Consider the following 18,286-nt stretch of genomic DNA (forward strand, 5'->3'; position numbering starts at 1 on the left):
TGGATCCATATAGGTAAAGATCCCAAAGTAGTTTATTCAAAAAATAAGCCAATAATCCCTGAAATAGGAAAAGCAATTTCGGGATTATCGGCTTACTTCTAGGAGTTACACACATCGAACACATTCTTTCGATATGAAATACACACATGAACTTCTGTGATTCTTTACAAGTTTATTTTCCCGATCACTGTTCCTCGTTCAGTGTCTCCTAATTTATTGATGGTCAGCCCATTGACTTTGTCATCTGTAAAGACTACTATGATCGTCGTTTCTTTCCCTTCGTTCTTGATTGCATCTAGATTCATCTGAGCAATCGTTGTTCCTGCTACTACTTCTTGGCCTTCAGAAACTAAGATCTCAAACGCTGGCTGGCTCATATGAACAGTATCCAGTCCCATATGGATCAAAACATCTGCTCCTTCTGCTGTTTGCATGCCAATTGCATGCTTGGTTGGGAAGACACTCACGATTTTACCAGAAAGTGGTGCCGTCACTTCTCCGGTGGCAGGAATGACAGCAAAGCCATCACCCATCATCTTTTGTGAAAAGACTGGATCATTCACATCTGTTAAAGCAATTACCTCACCAGTTGCTACAGTGAATAATTCTTTTTCGATACCTAAAACATGTTTCTCTTCATTCTTCTCATTTTTATTTGTTGCCTCAACTGTTGGCTCTGGAATATCAGCGCCTGATTGTAGTAAATCTTCAATATCCGATTTCAACACATCCGCTTTTGGTCCATACACGGCTTGCACACCTTTGTCCTTAACGATCAAGCCCATCGCTCCAGCACGTTTCCATTCTTCTTCTGAACCGACTTTCCCAGGATCCTCGACGCTGACACGTAAACGAGTCATACAAGCATCTACATCCTTGATGTTTTCTTTTCCGCCTAACAAATGGATGATCTTAATGATTTGTTGATCTGCATTAGTTGCAGAACCTGACGGCGTTTCTTCACTGTCGTTATCATAGTTCCCATTACGTCCTGGTGTAGCATAATTGAATTTTTTGATCAAAAAGTTTGCCACAAAATACGTCAATACTCCAAATAATATGACACAGATAACAAAATTGAGCAAGTCGATACCTAATCCTGCTTTGATCGCTAATGGTGTACGTGTCAATAGTTCAATGTTCCCAAATGAATGGACACGTAAAGGTAGAATATCTGCCATTGCAAAAGCTGCCCCTTGGATCACAGAATAAACAATGTAAAGAGGTACAGCTGCAAACATGAACATGAACTCTAATGGTTCGGTTACACCTGTTAAGAAAACTGCAAGTGCTGCTGAAAAATACATTGATTTATATTTAGACTTTTTGTCTGGATCAACATTACGGTACATCGCTAGTGCTAATCCCATCAAGATACCGGAAGAACCAATCATTTGTCCCACTTTAAAACGAGCAGGTGTCCAGTTCGTCAATACGAATTCATATTGCGACATGTCGCCGGCGCCTTTCAAGTTGACCAAATCAGTCGCCCACGCCAACCATAAAGGATCTTGTCCAAATACTTGTGTTCCCGCTTGCGCACCAGATAATATCTCATAGGTACCACCCAGCTGCGTATAATTGATTGGGATCGTCAACATGTGATGTAAGCCAAATGGTAACAATAGACGTTCCAATGTACCATATAGGAATGGTGCTAAAATCGGAGCGCTTTCTTTTGACTCTGCAATCCACAATCCAAAGTTATTGATCCCTGCTTGGACATTCGGCCATACAATAGCAAGAATCAATGCAACAATCGTTGACCACAAAATAACTACAAAAGGAACAAATCTTTTTCCATTAAAGAACGATAATGCGTCAGGTAATTTACGATAATTGTAATATTTATTATAGGCCATCGCCCCAACGAACCCTGCAATAATCCCAACAAATACCCCCATATTTAGTGCTGGTGCTTCTAATACACTGGTAAAGAACCCTTTAACCATGATTTTCGTGCCAAACAAGGTATGCGTAAATGCGTCTTCATTTGCCAACATCTCATTAGTCACACCAAAAATTGCTCCTGTGATCCGATTGATCAATATAAATGAGATCCCCGCAGCGAATGCTCCCCCTGCTCGTTCTTTTGCCCAACTACCACCTATCGCTAGTGCAAATAAAAGATGTAAATTTCCGATAATTGCCCAACCAATATTTTCGATCACGCCACCCGTTGTAACTAAAGGTGCAAGATCAGGATTGATCAACGGAATCGATTTACCGATACTGATCATCAAACCTGCCGCTGGCATAACTGCCACAACGACCATTAAAGCCTTTCCAAATTTTTGCCAAAACTCAAAGCTAAATATTTTTTTCATTTCCTCGTCTCCTTTGTGCAATCGGTTTCGTTGTTAGTTATTATAGCGTGTGTTTCTTTTTTTGTAAATGCTTTATTTCGTATTTTTATGCTTTTTCTGTAAGTACCCAATCGTTCTTTATACATTATTTCTGTTCATATTATAGTAGTAAATATTGATACAATCGCTTTTGTTTTGTTTTTTCATCCACTTCAAAATTTAATTTCACTTTTCTAGTTGACTTACGCAATCGGTTGCGTTTATTATGGACGTATAAACGACAACGTCTAGGAGGAGAACAATGAAACAAATTAAACGGTTATTTCAGATCGACCCTTGGAAAATCAGCACGAATAAATTAGATAAAGAAAATTTACGCTTGCAAGAATCATTGACCAGTATCGGTAACGGATATATGGGTATGCGCGGAAATTTTGAAGAAGCATATTCTGGTGATCATCACCAAGGAACCTATTTAGCAGGTGTTTGGTACCCTGACAAAACACGTGTTGGCTGGTGGAAAAACGGCTATCCTGAATATTTTGGAAAAGTAATCAATGCAGTCGATTTTATCGCTATGGATCTTTTTATCGATGATCAGCTGATTGATCTAGCTACACTTACTACTGAAGATTTTTATTGGGAATTAAACATGAAAAACGGTGTTTTGACACGTAGTTATACAGTCACTACCCCATCAAACAAAGTTCGTCTTTCATTCGAGCGCTTTTTAAGTATTGTCAAAAATGAAGCCGCTTATATTCGCTTAACCATTGAAATGTTGGAAGGAAATGGAACTGTAAAAGTTATTTCTAAGCTAGATGGCAATGTCCAAAACGAAGACAGCAATTACGATGAACACTTTTGGAATGACATCGATCATGGCGTCAAGGAAGAAATAGCGTACTTAACGACTAAAACGATCCCGAATAATTTTGAGATCGAACAATTTACAGTGACCGCTGGGATGCGCCACTACGTTGATGGAAAATTATATACGCCAAGCTACCAAGAGGGCACCTTAGCAATCGAAGGTTCATTCACCTTTGACTTAAATGAAAATGAAACACTTCTTATCGACAAAGAAGTATTGATTTTCACAAGCCGAGATATCCCTGAAGCGCAACAAGCGACACATCTCTTTAAAGAATTCAACGAATTGAACGTTCACTATCCCCAAGCAAAAGAGGAGCAAACAGCCGCTTGGTCTAAACGATGGGAATTGGCAGATGTAGTCATTGAAGGAGACGATGAAGCACAACAAGGAATCCGTTTCAACCTCTTCCAGCTATTTTCTACTTATTATGGCGAAGATGAACGTTTGAATATTGGACCAAAAGGCTTCACTGGCGAAAAATATGGTGGTGCAACTTACTGGGATACTGAAGCCTATGCAGTGCCTCTGTACCTCGCTTTAGCGAAACCTGAAGTCACTAAGAATCTCTTGAAGTACCGCCATAACCAATTGCCACAAGCAATCCATAATGCACAACAGCAAGGGCTAAAGGGCGCGTTATATCCAATGGTCACTTTCACAGGTGTCGAATGCCACAATGAATGGGAAATCACCTTTGAAGAAATCCATCGAAATGGCGCAATTGCCTACGCTATTTATAATTATACTAACTACACTGGCGACATCGACTATTTAAAAAATGAAGGTTTAGAAGTCTTAGCAGAAATCGCTCGCTTTTGGGCAGACCGAGTCCATTTTTCTAAACGAAACAATCAATATATGATCCACGGGGTTACAGGACCGAACGAATATGAGAATAATATCAACAACAATTGGTACACGAATACGATTGCTTGTTGGGTACTACGTTACACACGAGAAAATTATTTGAAGTTCAAAGAAGAGAGCACTGCTAAAATCAGCGACGATGAATTGGCACATTGGCAAGAAATTGCTGAAAATATGTACTTCCCAGTAGATGAAGAATTAGGGATTTTTGTTCAACACGATACTTTCTTAGACAAAGATCTCAAACCAGTAGCGGAACTATCCGCAAGTGAATTGCCATTGAATCAGCATTGGTCATGGGACAAGATCCTTCGTTCTTGCTTCATTAAACAAGCAGACGTTTTACAAGGTATCTACTTCTTCAATGATTCATTTACAAAAGAAGAAAAACAACGCAACTTTGATTTTTACGAGCCAATGACTGTCCATGAGTCTTCCCTATCTCCTAGTATCCATGCTATTTTAGCTGCTGAACTAGGCATGGAAGATAAAGCCGTTGAAATGTATCAACGCACTGCTCGTTTAGATTTAGATAACTATAACAATGATACAGAGGATGGCTTACACATCACTTCAATGACCGGAAGTTGGCTTGCTATCGTACAAGGATTCGCGCAAATGAAGACAGATCATGAACAATTAAGATTTGCACCATTCTTGCCTAAAACATGGTCTGCTTATTCATTCCATATCAATTATCGCGACCGCTTGTTATTTGTCGCCGTTTCAAATGAACAGGTAACATTGAACCTCTTATCTGGCGAAGCATTACCGCTAGAAGTCTACGAAAAAGCGTATGTCCTTACTGATCATTTGACTATTCCATTACGAGAAGGTGAAGCGAATGTTTAAAGGTGTATTATTCGACTTAGATGGGGTCATTACAGATACCGCTGAATTCCATTACCGTGCTTGGAAAAAGCTAGGTGATGAGATCGGTATTCCCTTAGATCGGTCATTCAACGAACAATTGAAGGGTGTAAGCAGAGAAGATTCTCTGACTCTCCTTCTTGCTCACGGAAAAAAAGAAGAGCAATTCTCAAAAACAGAATTTCTCGAATTAGCGAAAAGAAAAAATGATTATTATCTTGAAATGATCCAATCGATCACACCAAAAGATGTTTTTCCAGGGATTTTAGAATTATTAAAAGACTTACGGGCAAACAATATCAAGATTTCACTAGCATCTGCAAGCAAAAATGGCCCTTTCCTACTTGCCAAGATGGGTCTAGAAAGCTACTTTGATGCGATTGCTGATCCGGCAAAAGTCGCTAATGGAAAGCCTGCACCAGATATTTTTCTACTTGCTGCGAAAGAAATCGGTTTGACCCCTCGTGACTGCATCGGAATCGAGGATGCAAAAGCTGGAATCGCTGCGATCATTGCTAGTGGTGCGCAACCTATCGGCGTAGGACGTTCAGAAGATCTTGGGGAGGATATTCCAATCGTACCTGATACAGCTTCATTGACTTTCGATTACTTGAAAAAAACGTGGCAGCCAAATGCCTGAACCTTCTATTTCAGTGACTCCTATCCCCAACACTGAATTAAAAAAAATCACATTGAAGAACGACGAATTGACCGTCGTTCTTCTAAATTATGGCGCTAGACTTCACCAAATCTTTGCTCCAGATAACAAAGGACATTTAGAAAACGTCTTACTTTCTTATGATGAACTTTCAGATGTTTTAACCGATGAAAGTTTCTTTGGAGCCACAGTCGGTCCCGTAGCAGGCAGAATCCGAAATGCTACATGGGGAAATCATCAACTTGAAAAAAACGCTGGCAACCACCATATCCACGGAGGAACAAATGGATGGTCTTTCCAATATTGGGATGTCGAAGTGTTCAAAAATCCACAGTCGATCGGCGTTGTCTTTTATTTACAAGACACTTTTTCCGATTATCCTGGTCCTATCACAGCAACGATCACGTATCAGCTAACTGCGAATAGCCTGGAAATGATTACAAAAACGAACAGTCCCGTCGAGACGATCTGCAATCCAACCAATCATGCCTATTTCAACCTTTCTGGGAATGGTAAACGCGACATTGATACACATGAACTGGCTGTCCAAGCAGAAAGTCTATTGGTATTAGATGAAGATAAACTACCAACAGGCGAACAAATCACTCAAGCGGATTTACCGATCAATTTCAAGAAACCACATACAATCGAAGAAATTCTCAACGCTTATCCAGAAGGACTTGATGACGTTTTTGTTCTTACTACACCGAAACGTTCAAAAAAGGTGCTGTGTCTTTCAGAAAAACAATCTGGACGCCAGTTGTCTATAGCAACAACAAATAGAAGTGTGGTATTATTTTCTACGACTGGTTTTGAAGCTGATTTTATGATCAACGGGAAACATATGCATTCAAACTATGGTTTAGCCATCGAGCCACAAGAATTTCCGGATCTAGTCCATTTACCTGAACTCGGTTCGATCGCTTTGTACCCTGGTCAAGAAAAGGTCAACCATACGACCTATCAGTTTACTATTTTACCGAATGAACAGATAGCAAATACTCAATAGTTGCTTGTTTTGATTACGAATAGCTCAGAAAAGAAGAGATTTTTATTTAGAAGAAAGGTGTTTAAATTATGGCAATTACGGTAAAAGATGTTGCAAAAAAAGCGGGAGTAGCTACCTCTACTGTCTCACGCGTCATCAATGACCATCCAAGTATTTCCGAAGCAACCAAAAAGAAAGTCCGAAAAATCATGGATGAACTTGGCTATGTACCGAATATCACTGCTAGAAATTTAGGTAAACGGGTTTCTAGTGCCATCGGCGTGATATTGCCGCCACTTGATTCTAAAGAACGAATCGGTAATCCCTTCTACTTAGAGATCATGGATGCAATCAATGAAGAAGCACGTCACCACGACATGACAATAGCCATTGCAACAGCGAAAAATTTTGATGTCTTATTAGAAAATGTCCAAAGAATGCACTTACAAAAACAAGTCGATGGCTTTATCTTAGTGTACTCTGATAGCGAAGACCCAGTCATCGATTATTTGTATCAAAACGAGATTCCCTTCACTCTGATCGGTCAACCTTATCAGCATGAAAATGAGATCATCTACGTTGATAACGACAACCAGCTATTGGGAAAACAGGCAACTGATTTTCTTATCCAAAATGGGCATGAACAGATTCTTTTCGTTACGAACACGACCCACGAAAGCCTCTATTTCGAACGCTATTTCGGGTATCAAAAAGCGATGATGATGGCTGGACTAGATGTTCACCCTAGCGTTGTGATCGAAAAGGCAGAAGACTATCTATCCTTTGACACTATCTTAAAAAACGCCGGTGCTACAGCACTTGTGGTAATCGATGATATTTTTGCACTTCGCACGATGCAATTAGCGCAAATGTACGGTTATCTTATTCCAGAAACCTTATCGATCATCAGTTTCAATAATTCGATTTTTTCTACACTGACTCATCCTTATCTCACAAGTATCGATATCGATATTTCCGAATTAGGGCGAGTAGCCATGCAAAAATTACAAGAATTGATCCATAACGAGATCAGTAGCGGCGTGCGCCTAGTCATCCCTCATCACTTGATCAAGAGAGAAACAGTTGTGCCACTGAACCCCAAGCAATAACTGGTAGGAATTGAAATGAAGAGATAGAATAACCAAAAGATGAGATTGAGACAAAAGTGTTTCTTACTTCTGTCTCAACCTCTTTTTTGAAATTCCCGAAAAGCCTGACTTTTGGACACCGTTTATTTGAGAGAAGCTGGGACAGAAGTGTTTAACTCCGAGAAATAAGAAGAAATGAACGAAAATTGCTTTTCAAATTTTTGTGAATTTCGGCTTATTTCCGAAGGAGTTGCTTCTGCTCTCGCCGTTTATTCGAGCGTCTGTAGAAAGACTGATTTTTAGATTTGTCTCGACCTCATTTTTTTATGAATGTATCCGACTTCTAATAAACATGATGAATAAAATCAGCCAACCAATGAAGGTCAACCCGATGATGAAATAAAAGAAGAGCGGCAAGTCATAATATAAGGTGATCTCATTGATACCATTATGCTGTTTGACGATTGGCGTACCGATGTCTGTCAATCCATATAATTTAGTAATATCAGATGCCATCGTTGTTGGAATGGCTTTACAAGAAGCAGCTTTACAAGAAGCAGCTTCATAAACAACACGTTCTGGCTCACCATTATCTACCCCAAAGGCCATCGAAGATACTAGTACCTCCGCTTTTTCTTTTTCTAAATTAGAGATCGTTTCAGCCACTCGATCCACATTCAAATGTTTTACTGGTAAAAAAGCATTGACGATTTCGATTTTTTTCTTGTTCCCTAGATCAATATCGTTCAATCGTGTTTATCTTTTGGCTAAAAATCCTTCAAGACCGCCTTTCGACATGCCGATTACTCCAACTTTAGCTACATCTCCTTCAATCAATGCATTCGTTGCTTGCGTTGTCGAGTGAGCCACGAAAACCACATCATCTGGACTGATTTGATTCTCTTGTAAACAGTTTTGAAAAGACTGCACCACTCCTGCTGCCACCCCATTCAAATGATCATGTGTCGTCTTCACTGAAGACTTCCCAATAATTTCATGTGTGGCATTGTCGATCGCTACCGCTTTTGTATGTGTCCCGCCAACGTCGATCCCCATTCGTACAAACCGTTTCATCCGTCATTCCTCCATTTCATTTCTATTGTCACAATCCGTTAGAAGTTACCATACAATAAGAACGTGATCATACAGACAATTGCTCCAATTATCCAACCAGTTGGAATTGATTTTTTCATATACTCTCTTGAAGATACTTTTGTATAGCCTAAGCCCCAAGCTACCCATGATTGCGTAATATCTAAATGCTGCGGCGCAATCGTTGTTGTTGCAAATAGCGGGAATAAGAAGGCAACAGGCATTGTTGGATTCACTGCTAAAACAACTGCCAGAATGGCTGAACCAGAACCAACTAAACTTAAAGGACCACGGAAAAACCCAAGTGGTGTCAATATAGCAAATGCTATAGCCAAAACTAAAGGCGTTTTTGGAATAAAGTCCCCAAAAATTGCTGAGAAATAAGAAGACGCATACGCAGCAGAATTATTGAACATCGCTAAAGTCATTAAAAAGCCAACCATCGGCGCAACATCTGTCGCTCCATCTGTAAATAATTTAGCGAATTGACGGCAGATTTCTTTATATCCTCCACGTAATTTTCCAGTAAATAATAATGCCCAGATTCCAGCAATCATGAATCCTAAAATGATCGGAATATCTAATAACACGACATCTAAAACTGGGATAAGTACTGCTAACCAAGAAATCATCGGTGCATCACCGCTATCACTTTGCACTTCAGCAGCCATTGCGTAATGTTTCTTTTTATTCATTGATATATTAGCTACAACTAAAACAACAACCAAACTTACAATCATACCAATCATTCCGATTTGGAAATAATCGTTATACGTATAGCTTTCTGCTGCCGGATTGAATCCAGCGTAGATCGTTTGATATTGCTTGAAGTTCACAACGTTCGCAAAAATCCCTGCCATGATCGAACCCATGAATGAAAACAATGCAATCGGAGCCGAAATCCCTAATGACATCATGATAGGTAAAACAATCACTGCGATCGAGATAACTGGTCCGATCCCTGTCATAGACATAAAGATAATAGCAGTTACGATGCAAAGCAAACTCATCGTGATCCGTGGTTTATCTCCACCAAGTTCCACTACTTTTCGAATCAATGTAGCTGCTATACCACTATCCACCAACACTCGACCAAAGAAAGCACCAAAGAATACATTTACTAAAATCGACTTCGCATATTCTGCGGGGCCCATTGCATAGATATGTGTCAATACATCGATCAATCCTTGACCTTCCATTGCTGGATTAGGAGAAAAGTAATTACCTACTAACGCCAAACTCATCCAAACCATTGCCATGATCGCTAAACCAACCATCAAGTTGTAACCCTTCACACAATACCAAACCATAAAGAAAAACGAAATAACTGTATACATGAAAAAAGTCAAGTATTAGAAAAAAGTTCAAAAGATCAAGTGTGCGCTTCGCTCCCACTGCCCATCGACGTTTTAGTTGCCTTTCCCTCACTTCGTTCAGTCGGTTCTGTTGCGAAGTTTGAAAATCAAACGCGCCCTCTCTGAACTCCAAATATCTTAGGCTGTTATTCCCATTAATACCTTGATTTCAGTAGACACCGAAAAGCCGAAGAGCGTTCCATTTCTTCGGTTCTTTTTATATATTCCTCGAATGGTCTCCATGCCCTTAATCGTGGAAGAGGCTGTACGGAGACTTTGATAAAATTTATTTCGTCGTTTAATAGGTCGATGGTCTTGTTCTATTAAATTGTTAAGATACTTCACAGTTCGGTGCTCTGTCTTAGTATATAAACCCACACTCTGTAACTTTCTAAAGGCGGAGCCAAGAGAAGGTGCTTTATCGGTCACAATTGCTTTCGGCTCACCAAACTGTTTATGGAGTCGTTTTAAGAAAGCATAGGCTGCTTGCGTATCCCGTTTCTTTCGTAACCAGATATCTAAGGTTAAGCCGTCCGCATCAATTGCACGATAAAGATAATGCCAACGTCCCTTAATTTTGATATAGGTTTCGTCCATTTTCCATGAATAGAAGGATTGTCTATTTTTCTTCTTCCAAAGATAATAGAGGACTTTGCTGTACTCTTGTACCCAACGATAAATCGTAGTATGACAAACATTTATTCCACGATCATATAACAATTCCTGAACTTCACGATAGCTTAGATTGTAACGCAGGTAGTAACCAACAGTGACAATAATGACGTCTTTTTTGAATTGTTTGCCTTTAAAATGATTCATTACTCTGTCCTCTCTGTCTTTTTTCTCAATTTTACACTAAAATAGATTTTTTGGAAAACTTTGCAACAGAACCACAAAAGTTATCTTAGTGATCTAGATACGCCGATCGGTGACGGTGACCATGGAAATAATATGGGGCGAGGTGTTTCCGCATTTGAAGACGCCTTTAAGAAAGAGGAACCGACAACAATCAGTGATACCTTTAAAGTTCTTTCGATGGCAATGATCTCCAAAGTTGGAGGAGCTTCAGGTCCGCTATATGGTTCAGCATTCATGAACATGATGAAAGCGACAAAGGATGTTGACGTCATCAATTCACAAGAGCAATTAGGGAAAATCATCGAAGAAGGTACAAATGGGATACAAGCAAGAGGAAAAGCTGAAGCAGAGGATAAAACAATGCTAGATGTTTGGTTGCCTGTTACGGAAGCATTAAAAAACAATCAGCTAACCGCAGACGTCATCGAAAATGCCAAAGAACATACTAAAAATTTGGTCGAAAAAAAAGGACGTGCTTCTTATTTAGGGGAGCGGGCGATTGGACACATTGATCCAGGAGCAGCTTCTAGTGCAATCTTATTCCAGACATTACTTGATGTGATTCATGGATAGAAAGGGCTATTTATAAACTGTAGAAGCCTAACTTTGAACGACAGCATAAACTGTTGCAAAAGTTAGGCTTTTTATCTGCTTTCGTGTGTCTACCTAGAGCTTTTTCTGACAGAAGTATTTACCAAAAGTTAAACGAAGAAAGTGAAAATCGAGAAGAAAGAATCACTCTTTAGCATGAAAAAAAAGAACTTTATCCTGATTAAAATAACGAAACAATCAAATATGACTTGTGCAAAAAAAGAGATGAGACCACTGCTACTTTTAGCAATGGTCTCACCTCTGTTTTACTGGTTATCGTCAGGTCAAAACGGTTTTTTTACAACCTATCTGCGGTATTCAAGAAGCTGTTTTTCTCTGTTCATTCTTATTGCTTGATGCAGACCAGCCTTTTCACAACCTAACACGCGGTGTTCAAAGAGCTGACCTTCAACAATAAGTCAAAACGCTCTTTTTACAACCTCTATTCACGGTGTTCAAAGCCCAACTCCTTGAAATAAGTCTGGATTTTTCAAAACATGAGAAGCTGTTTAGAAAAATTCATTCTTATTGTCGGCGGAGCTGGACGCTTCTTTCACAACCTCTATCCTCGATCTTTTTGGTCATACACTTCTTTGACGTTGATAAATTGATCAAGTATTGGATTTTCTCCTTTTAGGTCAGCTTCGAAACGGATACCGTCAATATTGATTCTGGCGTTACGGTAGTAGTCAGTTCCTAGTTGTCCCCATGCAGGAGTTGAGGCATCGACATTGCAGAAGATATCAAATCCTTGTTGTTTCAAGTAAGCAAATTTTTGATTTGCTTCAGAATAAGGTTGCCAATCGCTGATGTCAGCGCCAAATGGGTAGATCAAAATATTTGTTTTGCCTAAAATAGGTGCAACTTCATTTTGCCAACGTTCATTATCTTGTTGGATATCGGCTAAAGAAGCTTGTGTCATATTCAAGTGTCCCCAAGTATGAGAAGCAAAACTCCAACCATCTTTCTTTAATTGATCAGCAACTTTTTTGGCTGCTTCGATTTCTTTGTTTGTTTTTTCGTTATCACCATATTCTGATTTTGATGTACGGTAACCTAATACACCATTATAGCCTGTTAAAGCTAATGTTCCTTTGGCGCCTTGATAAGAAAAATCGGGATGTTTTTTAATGAATGAATCGATCAATGGAACCATATCATAGTCACCAACAGTTTCCTTCTTATTGTCGATATAAATATTCTTGATTTGGTTCTGTTTATCGACAATCAACTTACTTGGAAATCCTGAATTGTCCATGTATTCATAATAGCTGACATCGTCTTGCGAAAGAATTAACGGTTTCTTTCCTTCTGGAAGAGAAACACCTGTAAAGGTCAGTTTTCCATCTGTTCCTTTTTTGACTAATCCATTTAGATTAACAAGAACATAGTTATTTTTATATAACTGATCAATGGTTTTATTGAATTCGGAAATAGTGACCATATAATCTTTATACCCTTGTGCTTGCTGGGTATGAAAAGCCTTAGCTGGATCAACGATCAGACTATGAAAGAAGACGTGTGAGATTTTGGTCGGGTCTTCCCATTTTACCAAGGATTCTTTTTCTTTTTTCAAAGTTGCTAACAATTGTTGCGCTTCTTTGGCGTCGTCTTTTTCAAGTAAGGCGATGGCTTCATCATAATGATAACTTGCAGCAAGCTGTTTTGCTTGATCAAGCTGTTTCGTCGTTTGTTTATCTTCAACAGGTTTTGAGCTGCTGCTTGAGTGTTGAGTTGTTTGACTAGTGTTTTCTAATTTATTGTTTGTTGCTGCTTGTGTAACAAAAAAGATACTTACACCTAGAATAATAACAGTGCATACAGAAGTGACAGCCAATATGATTTTGTGTGTATGTTTCATTTTATTGTCCCCTACTACTTTTTGATTTCAAAAACCTCCGTAAGCTTTTCTTAACCTTTTGAAAAACTTCCCATAACCATTGTAACGAATATAGAAACAAGTGTAAAAGAAACTTTTGTTTTTTTTGATTTTTCTCTTATTTTCTTTAACTAGAGCGCTTTTTATGAGAAGTACTATTTTGTAAAAGTTATAAAGTGAGAGAGGTGAAAATGTTCGGATTTTCGCTGTTTTTATTTCCAAGAAAAACTAAAATAAACCCCTGGTGCTAGTTAATTTTTTCCTAGAGGAAAATGTCTAAACATGTTGGTAAATCAACAAAAAAACGCATATAGTAGTCTCAAAACTCCCAAGAAATGAGGACTACATATGCGTTCATCAAAATATACTGAACATTATACAGATACTTTTATAACATTCAAGGAAATTATGAGAACTGTTTCTAACATATACCACAATTGTGTACCAGATAAGATTAAAAACCGAAGAAATACTGATCAACTGAAGCAACGCGATACAGTGATTATTGCTTGTATTATATGGGGCATAATTAATGGCTATACTAGCCAAAGAGCCACGTATAGAGCGGTTTGTTCCGTCTTATTTCCTAATGGTGACTTTCCTAGTAGGAGTCGATTCACTCGCTTAAGTTCAAACTTAGCTTACACTATCAAGATTATTCGATACTTTTTCATCAAGAAGCTCACCAAAGGTGAACTAGTCGGAATTATAGATAGTTTTCCTAGTCCATTATGTAAACCAGTTAGAAATAGACAAGCAAAACTATTGAATCAAATAGCCAAAGTTGGCTATAACTCAACAAAAAAATCTTATTTTTATGGTCTTAAAATTCATATGATCGTTACTAAGACTGGCTTTCCGATTACTTACTCAATCACGAATCCAGGTGTCCATGACGTGAAAGTGTTAGAGACTTTATCGGAAGAAGCGAATCTTCCCAATATCCTAGGGGACAAAGGATATATTAGCCATAAAATCCATGAAAAGCTTGCCCTTAAGGGCATTACTATATCCGTTCCGCCACGTAAAAACATGGATAAATCAGAAAAACTAGACCACAGCTTACTTGGAAAACAAAGAAAAACAGTTGAGACTGTTTTTTCTTCCTTAGAAAAATTAGGTTGTCAAAATTTCAACTCACGTTCTGTTAAAGGGCTAGAGAGTAGATTTGAAAGCATATTACTGGCTTACAGTGTTCTATTAAGTCGAGCACAACGACGTTTTGAAGGAACTTTGAGATATTCTTTAGGATATTAAAATTAACTAGCACCACGGGTTCTGAAATATATTTGTTTTCCCAGTCCATTTAGATAGTTTTTCTTCAATATCATCCATATCCTCCAATAGATTTTTTAAACACTTTTTTTCATCTATCATGTTTTTTCTCCTTGCCATCATTCTAACTAAAATTTTACGTATTTGTTTCTATGTCTACATTATCTTTTTAACAGTATCTATTTTTCTTTTGCAACTTACTTGGCTACCAAAGCAAATAACAAAGTTATTTATAAATTTCTCTCTACCACTACCTATTGCTATTATTTAAAATAGGGATAATTTTTTCTCTTAAAAAATATCATTATTTGTGATACGGAGCTGGGTATCATGAGTGAATGATATTTATAAATCACTGGATATTGAAGTATATTCTGTTTTCTCAACTTATTTAGTCAGATTTTTTAATGAAGATTTTTTGAGTAAAATTTCTATAATTCCTACTTATTGAAAAGTAGTTTGTAGTGCTGCTTCTACCTCTCTCATCTGTTCTACAAATTCCAAATAACTTGACGCAGCTTGCGGAATGAAAAAATGATATGTGAATATTTCTCCTCCTAGCCCGCTTAATATGCCTATTTTTTTATACCCATGATTTGCAGGAAGGGGATCGGAAGTAGGTTGCAGAAAGCCGCCTTTCATTGTATCTGCTTGGTCTAAATTCATTATATGAATATATGTGACTAACTGATTATAGTCATTTCTAGTATCAAGATGTTTTTTGTATTTTGTATCAATTGGTATATTATTAAATGTAAAATCTGGATATCGTGGGGACCGGTTGGGCTCTTGAAATAAATGCATTGTTGCTAACCCTTTATCTCTGCCATAATGTTTCCAACCAGTGACTTTTCCAATGTATTCTTCCCATAGCCAAGACACATCGATAATGATTCCATGTATTTGATTTTTATCATTTCCAAATCCTGATTTTTCTTCCGATAAAATTTGGATACAGATTTGTTGAAGAGCCGAATACTCCTCGTAATAACTATGTTTGACTGGATGAAGGATATTCTCTTGAAGGATATTAAATTAGTTTAATCTAGCATAATCAGGTGTTGTTTGTTTGATTAGAACCACGTTTTCTTTCGTATCCTCATCTCCACTAAGTAAGAAATCATACTCATTTTGGATTTTTTCAATAGTATGACGAATAAGTTGCGTCAGATGATTATTATAGCTGAACTCTCGTGTTCGATAAGCAACTTTTCCAACGAAAGGAACATTCGAACGGATGTGTTTTGCAACATCAATAGCTCCCTTGATATTGGCATTATTGTATTCTCGTTTGACATATTCTTTGTATATCCCTTTACGCATTGCTTCATTCAGATAATAAGGAAAGAGAAATACCAACAAATCGTAGTATGTCATCTTTTTAGATGCACTAAAATGATCATTAATCACGTTGTAATTCAAAACACGCTGAAGCATATAACGTAAAAAGAAATCTTCATGCTTCATTTGATTAGCGAATCTAGAATGAATTCTTAATTCATCTGTTGAATCGCTAAGGATACCTACGACATTACAAGTCCAAATTTTTCCATTTCTTGATTGAAATATCAAGTTATCTTCACTTAGATCCTTGGATTGATTTAACTGTTGCGGAAAGATAATAAAATTTTCTTTCTCTAAACTACTTAAGTCACGATTAACTAAGTTCGTAATGATTGGATGTTGCACAACTGAGTCATTGATTTCTTGATTATCGTGTAGAGGTTTCAGCTTCATCTAAATCACCGTCATTAGAGTATACCTTTTCTAGTATTTCTAATTTTTCTTTCGCCTTATGTTCACCACGAAAATAGTCTTTCAATAATGGATATAACTTAGTATCCCATAATTGTTCCATTGTCTCCTCGCCATTATCAATACCTAAAAAGTAACTAGCGCCAATTTGATAATCCGTTGACAGTCCACCTTTTTCTTTGGCAACGATCGCCTCATTTAAGCGCATCATAAGTTTTTTTGTTTTCTCTTGTTTCAGCATTTTTTGTGCTGAATCTTCTGCCTTTATTTCTAAGAAAGTAAATCGCCGGCGCATAGCAAAATCAAAAGTATCAACAGAACGGTCAATGTCGTTCATCGTCCCAATAATATAAACATTATTAGGAATATAGAATTTTTCTTCTGGATTTTCATGGAGGTTCGCATATTGTGTATAAACACCTTCTTTATGCCCGCGATACCCTGGATCAATTGAGAAAAATAATTCGCCAAAAATTTTGGAAATTTCGCCCCGATTAATTTCATCAATGATAAACACATAGTTTTGGTTATTCGTAGAATCTACCGTTGATGCCGTATAGTTTTTTAAGCCGAATTCTTCTTTTAAGTGTTTTACAATCGCTTTTCGATAAGCATCAAATCCACCTTTTGGCGTACCAGGTAATCCACGATAGACATTATAAATTTGGTCGTGGTTTAGATAAGTATTGGTTTTAGCAGGATAAACACCTTGAATTTCATTTCTTTCATAAGCTAGAAGATTGCGTACTGGTTTACCTGTCAATGTTTTAAGTTTGTTGTAGCCTTCTCCCTCTATACTAGCTTCCGTTACCGCATCAAAAAATTTAGCCCAAGCTTCTTCAAAATTATCTTGTCCATTTACTTTCTTTGTCTTCTTTGCTTTTTCAACAAAGCTCTTAAAGCTTCCATCTTTCAAGGTGAAACTAACAACGCCATCATCGGATGTAGTTGGACGTAAACCTTCGACAAAATCAGTATAATCATAGCTAGGATGAAACTGGACAAATCCAATTCGGCTCTTTTCATCTTCGCTCAATTCATTGATTTGTGTAGTTCTTCCATTTGAAACGACATCAGCTGCCATTTCATTTGCAAGGAATGTTTTCCCTGTTCCAGGAGCGCCACGTAGAATAAGGTTTTTAGATTTGAGTAAATGTGAAACATATGATTTCAGCAAATGATTGGTCATAGTCTGAGTCTCTCCTACTCGTATTTCCTTTTTCTCTTTCTCTTTATAAACAAGAATAAATTCATCCCCAGATGTTCCAAAACGTTTCAAACATTCTTGTACAAATAATAAAGTTGAAAAAATACTCCAACAATAGATGACTATCTGCTTGTCTTCATTATATTTATAAATCAAAAATTCAATGGACTTCCTTTTTTTTTTGAAACTGTCAACATCTGGAAAAATCCCTCGTATTATCTCATCTCCTGAGTGATATCGACACACAGGAAATGTTGCTCTTTCGCTTTCTGGTAGAGAAACAATCGATCGTTCAAACATTTGAATAGCTAATCGCGGTAATGTTTGATTTTAAATTTTCCGTTCATTTTTACCGTAGTTTCTTCTAGTTATTTCGCCTTCTGCCGTACGGAAGTAAGCATCTTTTGGTTGATAATTATCCCCTAAGCTTAGATTCTTCATAGTAAATGTTGGGTCTGTTGATTTAATCTCATCAGCAGTTATTCTTAGTTCATATGTTTTTTTTGTTTCATTGTTGTGCATATTTTCTTCTACTTTCAAATTTTATTTATCGTATCAACGTAAAAATAAAACCAAATTTTATTTCGAGCATCATTTATTAACATGTTTATCATACAATT

The 18,286-nt window shown here is 37.6% G+C and carries 10 protein-coding genes and 4 pseudogenes; 7 read left to right on the top strand and 7 right to left on the bottom strand.

Annotated features, from left to right (window positions below; translation table 11 throughout):
* Positions 1-164: 164 nt before the first annotated feature.
* Positions 165-2,327 carry a PTS transporter subunit IIBC gene (locus tag IGK53_RS13110; protein ID WP_002342392.1) on the bottom strand — a complete coding sequence of 721 codons (2,163 nt, stop codon included), beginning with the start codon at positions 2,325-2,327 and terminating at the stop codon, positions 165-167.
* Positions 2,328-2,607: 280 nt separating this feature from the next.
* Here IGK53_RS13110 and IGK53_RS13115 point away from each other — a divergent pair, with 280 nt between their 5' ends.
* The 5 genes and pseudogenes from IGK53_RS13115 to IGK53_RS13135 form a co-directional block, all read left to right on the top strand.
* Positions 2,608-4,902 (top strand): glycoside hydrolase family 65 protein, encoded by a 2,295-nt coding sequence (locus IGK53_RS13115; protein ID WP_002291308.1) that lies wholly within the window; start codon positions 2,608-2,610, stop codon positions 4,900-4,902.
* Positions 4,895-5,560: a beta-phosphoglucomutase gene (gene pgmB / locus IGK53_RS13120; protein WP_002291307.1), complete on the top strand. Its 666-nt coding sequence runs from the start codon at positions 4,895-4,897 to the stop codon at positions 5,558-5,560. The genes IGK53_RS13115 and pgmB overlap by 8 nt, the downstream gene beginning before the upstream one ends.
* Entirely contained in the window at positions 5,553-6,587 is a 1,035-nt protein-coding gene (locus tag IGK53_RS13125) for an aldose epimerase family protein (protein ID WP_002316717.1), read from the top strand. Before pgmB ends, IGK53_RS13125 begins: the two co-directional genes overlap by 8 nt.
* 68 nt (positions 6,588-6,655) lie before the next feature.
* Positions 6,656-7,675, top strand: coding sequence for a LacI family DNA-binding transcriptional regulator (locus tag IGK53_RS13130; protein WP_002316718.1), 1,020 nt, complete (start codon positions 6,656-6,658; stop codon positions 7,673-7,675).
* A gap of 136 nt (positions 7,676-7,811) precedes the next feature.
* Positions 7,812-7,931: pseudogene (locus IGK53_RS13135) on the top strand (DUF3788 family protein); the annotation flags it as partial.
* 203 nt (positions 7,932-8,134) lie between these two features.
* On the opposite strand, the pseudogene IGK53_RS13140 reads toward IGK53_RS13135, so the two are convergent.
* The 3 genes and pseudogenes from IGK53_RS13140 to IGK53_RS13150 all read right to left on the bottom strand — a co-directional run.
* Positions 8,135-8,728: pseudogene (locus IGK53_RS13140) on the bottom strand (hydantoinase/oxoprolinase N-terminal domain-containing protein); the annotation flags it as partial.
* A gap of 38 nt (positions 8,729-8,766) precedes the next feature.
* Positions 8,767-10,083 (bottom strand): citrate transporter, encoded by a 1,317-nt coding sequence (locus tag IGK53_RS13145; RefSeq protein ID WP_430605045.1) that lies wholly within the window; start codon positions 10,081-10,083, stop codon positions 8,767-8,769.
* Positions 10,084-10,239: 156 nt separating this feature from the next.
* Positions 10,240-10,920, bottom strand: coding sequence for an IS6-like element ISS1N family transposase (locus IGK53_RS13150; RefSeq protein ID WP_002333339.1), 681 nt, complete (start codon positions 10,918-10,920; stop codon positions 10,240-10,242).
* 60 nt (positions 10,921-10,980) lie between these two features.
* Between IGK53_RS13150 and dhaL the strand changes: the two genes are divergently transcribed.
* Complete coding sequence (gene dhaL, locus IGK53_RS13155; protein WP_002333399.1) at positions 10,981-11,532, top strand: dihydroxyacetone kinase subunit DhaL; 552 nt, start codon at positions 10,981-10,983, stop codon at positions 11,530-11,532.
* 580 nt (positions 11,533-12,112) lie between these two features.
* Here the strand turns inward: dhaL and IGK53_RS13160 are convergent.
* A complete protein-coding gene (locus IGK53_RS13160; RefSeq protein ID WP_002290399.1) occupies positions 12,113-13,411 on the bottom strand; it encodes a polysaccharide deacetylase family protein in 1,299 nt (432 codons plus the stop codon).
* A 366-nt stretch (positions 13,412-13,777) separates the two neighbouring features.
* On the opposite strand from IGK53_RS13160, the gene IGK53_RS13165 reads away from it, so the two are divergent.
* Positions 13,778-14,686 (top strand): IS982-like element ISEfm1 family transposase, encoded by a 909-nt coding sequence (locus tag IGK53_RS13165; RefSeq protein WP_010777190.1) that lies wholly within the window; start codon positions 13,778-13,780, stop codon positions 14,684-14,686.
* A gap of 462 nt (positions 14,687-15,148) precedes the next feature.
* Here the strand turns inward: IGK53_RS13165 and IGK53_RS13170 are convergent.
* Together IGK53_RS13170 and IGK53_RS13175 are read right to left on the bottom strand one after the other, a co-directional pair.
* Positions 15,149-16,441, bottom strand: a pseudogene (locus IGK53_RS13170) (5-methylcytosine restriction system specificity protein McrC).
* Positions 16,416-18,188 (bottom strand): annotated as a pseudogene (locus IGK53_RS13175) (McrB family protein). Before IGK53_RS13175 ends, IGK53_RS13170 begins: the two co-directional pseudogenes overlap by 26 nt.
* Positions 18,189-18,286: the final 98 nt, after the last annotated feature.

It is taken from the genome of Enterococcus sp. DIV1224, from assembly GCF_050555455.1.
Classification (GTDB): Bacteria; Bacillota; Bacilli; order Lactobacillales; family Enterococcaceae; genus Enterococcus_B; species Enterococcus_B lactis.

What these genes read in the sequence shown, in the direction of transcription:
- IGK53_RS13145 (WP_430605045.1), bottom strand. Translation starts at nt 10,083, where the DNA reads ATGTATACAGTTATTTCGTTTTTCTTTATGGTTTGGTATTGTGTGAAG.
- IGK53_RS13165 (WP_010777190.1), top strand. Translation starts at nt 13,778, where the DNA reads ATGCGTTCATCAAAATATACTGAACATTATACAGATACTTTTATAACA.
- IGK53_RS13110 (WP_002342392.1), bottom strand. Translation starts at nt 2,327, where the DNA reads ATGAAAAAAATATTTAGCTTTGAGTTTTGGCAAAAATTTGGAAAGGCT.
- pgmB (WP_002291307.1), top strand. Translation starts at nt 4,895, where the DNA reads ATGTTTAAAGGTGTATTATTCGACTTAGATGGGGTCATTACAGATACC.
- IGK53_RS13125 (WP_002316717.1), top strand. Translation starts at nt 5,553, where the DNA reads ATGCCTGAACCTTCTATTTCAGTGACTCCTATCCCCAACACTGAATTA.
- IGK53_RS13150 (WP_002333339.1), bottom strand. Translation starts at nt 10,920, where the DNA reads ATGAATCATTTTAAAGGCAAACAATTCAAAAAAGACGTCATTATTGTC.
- IGK53_RS13160 (WP_002290399.1), bottom strand. Translation starts at nt 13,411, where the DNA reads ATGAAACATACACACAAAATCATATTGGCTGTCACTTCTGTATGCACT.
- IGK53_RS13130 (WP_002316718.1), top strand. Translation starts at nt 6,656, where the DNA reads ATGGCAATTACGGTAAAAGATGTTGCAAAAAAAGCGGGAGTAGCTACC.
- IGK53_RS13115 (WP_002291308.1), top strand. Translation starts at nt 2,608, where the DNA reads ATGAAACAAATTAAACGGTTATTTCAGATCGACCCTTGGAAAATCAGC.